Genomic DNA, 4,263 nt, shown 5'->3' with positions numbered 1-4,263 from the left:
GGCGGATCCTCCGCAAGGCCAGACTCAGCCCGAACGCACTCACGTCAACCACAAAGGCCATCCTCACCCTGGAGGCTCACCGTTGAAAAGGCTCCAGTACGTGTCGGTCAAGCCCAACCAGCCGACCTTGTTCGCCTAGCTCAAACAACTGCCGTGGGGGATGGTGCCGGTCGGGCACCAACACCGCGGCACCGGACACTGCCGCCGCGAGACCCGCACCGTCAAGGCGTTGACCGTCCAGACTCCCGGCGGCGTCGCGTTCCCGCACGCCCAGCAGGCCATCCGGATCACCGCACCCGCACAATGGCCGGCAGACGCACCCGTGAGACCGTCTATCTGGTGGTGTAACTGCCCGCTGCCCACGCCCAGCCCGCCGACCTGCAGCAACGGGCCCGCCTGGAATGGCACATCGAGAACCGGCTGCACTGGGTCCGCGATGTGACCTTTCACGAGGACGACCACCGGGCCTGCACCGGCAACGGACTCGCCGTCGCAGCGGTCCTACGCAACACGCAATCGGATTCCACCGCGGCAACGGCGAGACCAACATCGCCAGAGCCACCCGACGCGCCAACCGCCGCCCGCACAACGTCATCGCCACCGTGACCAGCAGTTGCCCCACCACGCAAAGACCCTGAGCACCCCACGGCGACCGATTGATTTCACAAAGAGTGTTCCAGGAGATGGAACGAGGGCTTCCCTCTCTTCATGCCTGGGCGAAGCATGGGCTGCATAGGGCATCCGCACGGATGATCTATCCGCAAATATAAGCGATCGTCACCACCGAAAACACAAACCCAAACAAGTTGAAGGAGTCCGAAGGTGACCGTCCAACACCCCGCGTCGACGCCCCCAGAAGCCATTGGAGCTCTATATGACCAACTCTACCCATTCTTCCTCAACATCCTCGGACCGAACATTCACTACGGATATTGGGAACTCGATGCCGACGAGGCAACGATGGAGGAGGCATCTGACCGGCTGACAGACATGCTCATCGACCGGCTGAGGGTAGGACCCGGTGATCGAGTGCTCGACGTGGGCAGTGGCAACGGTGAGCCTGCCATGCGCCTGGCCAGGGCGACCGGCGCGCATGTCCACGGCATCAACGTCAGCCAGGTGCAGATCGACCTCGCCACCGAACGTGCCCGGGCCGCGGGCCTGGACCAGTTGGTGACCTTCGAGCACTGCGACGCCGTGTGCATGCCGTACGCGGAGATGTCGTTCGACGCGGCCCTTGTCCTGGAGTCGGGGGTTCACATCGCGCTGGAGCCGCTATTCGCCGGGATTGGTCGGGTGTTACGCCCCGGCGGGCGTCTCGTCATGGAGGACATCTTCCTCCGCTCACCCGTTCCGCCAGGCCGCCAGCATCTCGCCGCCACGTTCCTCGAGGGGATCGCCGCCCGCCCACTCGCGCAGTTCGAGGACTACCTCACCATTGCCAGGCACGCCGGGCTCCTAGTCGAGGAAATGCGCGACATCAGCGCCCACACCGGACGCAGCACCCGGGTTGTTGTCGAGCGGTTGACCAGCGAGGCCGACGCAATCGAGTCGACGTTCGGAACTGACGCTACGAAGGCGCTGTTCTCCACGTGGACCGCGGGGGGGATGGTCCCCGAACTGGGCATCATGATTATGACCGCGATTCGTGCGGAGCAAACACCGTGAACACCGGCAGCACCACGGCGGCAAAACTCACGATGAAGACCCGGCCCTGACCTAAAAGGTCAGGGTGGGCAAGGACTCCCGGGCAGCCTCGGAGGCACGGCGGCATGACCCGCGTCGGTACTCGCCGAGGCCGGGGCCGAGCGGGCCTGCGGACCTGCGCGGTTCTGCCTGCCGCGGCGGTGGACTTGATCCACAGCTTCGCTACAGCACGACGACGTTATCGGAGATGACCATATGACCGAGATCAGCTTGGTCGGCAACACAGATCGCGAACAAGGCGTTATCGATAAAGGCGAGGCTGTGTTATTTGGATTCTCTCCGTCCAATCCGTTCTACAGCCCGCAGTCAATGACAGAGTTCATCGAGTGGGGGGTCAAAAATTTCGCCAATGTGCACGTTCTCCTGCCAGGGTATGAGGCGGCATTCCGCTTCATAACGGCTGGGATCCCACCGCGGCAGGCTGTGCGCAAGACGATCCGCATCGTCCATAAAATTCGCTGTGTCGCCCGCCGGTCACTCGTAGCGGCGGGGTATGAGGACCCGGACAGGTACGTGCATGTGTGGTCGCGCTTCGCCGGAAATCAGCGCTACCGGCAATTGCGTGAGGCGGTGGAGCGCGCCTACGTCACTGTTCCGGAAGTGCGCGAGGTGATCAGGGCGATGACCACCAGCGCGCTGTCCGGCATCGTGCAGGACACTCCGACCGAAGCTCAGGTCGATGCCAACGTATGCTACATATTCGCCGAGGCGCCAATGCTGCTGGATGCACCCGGCGTGCTGAGATACACCTACACTGTTATGACCTATCACCGACCTATTCCGCTGTACGAGGTGGCGCTGACCGGGATCGCCCCGGAACTGATACCACCGGCCGGCCATGCCGTCGGACTATTAGCCGCCACCGATAAGGAAGGACCCTTCTCGTGAAGGACACTAATTCTTCGCGAGTAGCCCCGGGTGGGATTCCCGAGATTCTGCGGTTGCCATTCCCGTCCGGTCCACATGGCACCATCCCACCGCTCTATATGCAGCTACGCGAGCATCGACCGGTCGCTCGGGTCGAATTGCCGTCCGGCGGATGGGCCTGGCTGCTGACCCGGCGCTCGGACATCACCAAGATCGGCTCCGATCGGCGATTTTCCCGGAACCTGACGAAACCAGACGGAATTCGGATCGCTGGCGATGACTTCAACTCGGTGCCCGGCGGAATCTTCAACCTGGATCCGCCGGACCATACCCGTGTTCGGCGGATCGTGCAGCGGTTCTACAGCCCCGAGGCCGCACGGCACCGTGCCCCGATCATTGCGCGGCGCGCGAACGAACTGATCGATGCCATGGAATTCGGTATCAACCCGACCGATGTGTACCCGGTGTATGCAGTCCCGTTGGCGTTGCACCTGGCATGCGACATGATGGATGTGCCGTTGGAGCAGCGACAAATGATAGTCCCCGACCTGCACAACCAGGTCGACTTTGCCAAGGACTCAGCACTTATCGCCGCGTCCACCGGAAAGGTTCTGGAATTCGCCGGCGAGGTGATCAAGGCGAAACGCGCTGAACAACTGAGCCCGGACAACGACCCGATCAGCGCGCTCATCGAGGCGTGCCGACGGGAAGAGATCTCCGAACAGGAATTGCAGGCTACGGTGATGTACCTGTTCATCACCTCGGCCGAACCGATCACCGGACCAGTCGCGGTCGGGATCTACACCTTGACACGGTACCACAGCCAACTCGCACAAATCCTCGGCCGAAAAACTGACGAGTTGTGGGACGCCGCGATATGGGAGCTGCTGCGCTATCACCACAACGGGTTCATTTCCCTGCCTCGTATGGCGACCGAGGATGTGACGCTGCACGGCGTCACGATTAGAGCAGGCGAGGCGGTCCTGACCCCCTGGATCGCGGCGACCTGGGATCCAGACCATTATCGCAGACCCGAACAGTTCTGGATCTACCGATCACAAAAGGAGGATCCGGCGGTTACCTTCGGCACCGGCCCGCACTTCTGCTTGGGGGCCAACGTAGCGCGGATCTATCTGCACACCGCGCTGCGAACCCTGTTCGAACGATTGCCCGGATGCACCTTGGCCGTCAAACACGAGGACGTGGCCTGGGAACCCGACGAGTTCCTGTTCACCCGCCCCATCGAACTCCCGGTTACGTGGTGACCGCGATGCGTGCCACCGCAGAAGGCCATGTCGTCACCGACCTGCAGGCTCACGGCCTGCGTCACCTGCCGGCGGACCTGCCCCAGTACCAGGAGCAAGAGGTCATTGTCTATCTCGCGTCCGGCCCCGTCGCGGCGTCGTGAACGCGGTTCTCAACGCCAGCATGAGCACCGCCAAGGTCCTGCGGCACCTGGCCGACAACAACGCGCAGGAGACGCTGGACAAGATCCGGCAGCTCGTCGGACCACCGACGACGGAGTAGCTGTCAGTCCGACTCGCGTGCCGAGGCGTCGAACCGGCTGTAGTAGCCGGGACTGTCCAAATAACGGGTCGGTGGTGACGGTGGGTAGCCGTCAGTGCAGGAGGATACGGTGGCGGAGGAGATCGAATCCGGCACGGCCGTGCATCTGTCTCATGATCCGTT

General features: G+C 62.8%; 4 protein-coding genes. All 4 read left to right on the top strand.

Features of this window, described 5'->3' with window-relative positions; all coding sequences use genetic code 11:
- Positions 1–822 precede the first annotated feature (822 nt).
- The 4 genes from ACZ7GZ_RS42410 (at position 823) to ACZ7GZ_RS42395 (ending at position 3,982) form a co-directional block, all read left to right on the top strand.
- Positions 823–1,668, top strand: a complete 846-nt coding sequence (locus ACZ7GZ_RS42410; protein WP_471033124.1) for an SAM-dependent methyltransferase — start codon at positions 823–825, stop codon at positions 1,666–1,668.
- A 234-nt stretch (positions 1,669–1,902) separates the two neighbouring features.
- Positions 1,903–2,595 (top strand): tRNA-dependent cyclodipeptide synthase, encoded by a 693-nt coding sequence (locus ACZ7GZ_RS42405; protein ID WP_471033123.1) that lies wholly within the window; start codon positions 1,903–1,905, stop codon positions 2,593–2,595.
- A 98-nt stretch (positions 2,596–2,693) separates the two neighbouring features.
- Positions 2,694–3,839 (top strand): cytochrome P450, encoded by a 1,146-nt coding sequence (locus ACZ7GZ_RS42400; protein ID WP_471033120.1) that lies wholly within the window; start codon positions 2,694–2,696, stop codon positions 3,837–3,839.
- 5 nt (positions 3,840–3,844) lie between these two features.
- The gene (locus tag ACZ7GZ_RS42395) at positions 3,845–3,982 is read left to right on the top strand and encodes a hypothetical protein (RefSeq protein WP_471033119.1); all 138 of its coding nucleotides are present in this window, start codon (positions 3,845–3,847) and stop codon (positions 3,980–3,982) included.
- The last annotated feature ends 281 nt before the right edge of the window (positions 3,983–4,263 follow it).

It is taken from the genome of Streptomyces sp. NPDC037288 (genome assembly GCF_055603265.1).
The sequence above is the reverse complement of the archived record's forward strand: the minus strand, read 5'-3'. Positions and strand labels throughout refer to the sequence as shown.

Excerpts from the sequence above, each read along its gene's own strand:
- ACZ7GZ_RS42405 (WP_471033123.1), top strand. The coding sequence starts at position 1,903 with ATGACCGAGATCAGCTTGGTCGGCAACACAGATCGCGAACAAGGCGTT.
- ACZ7GZ_RS42400 (WP_471033120.1), top strand. The coding sequence starts at position 2,694 with ATGCAGCTACGCGAGCATCGACCGGTCGCTCGGGTCGAATTGCCGTCC.
- ACZ7GZ_RS42395 (WP_471033119.1), top strand. The coding sequence starts at position 3,845 with ATGCGTGCCACCGCAGAAGGCCATGTCGTCACCGACCTGCAGGCTCAC.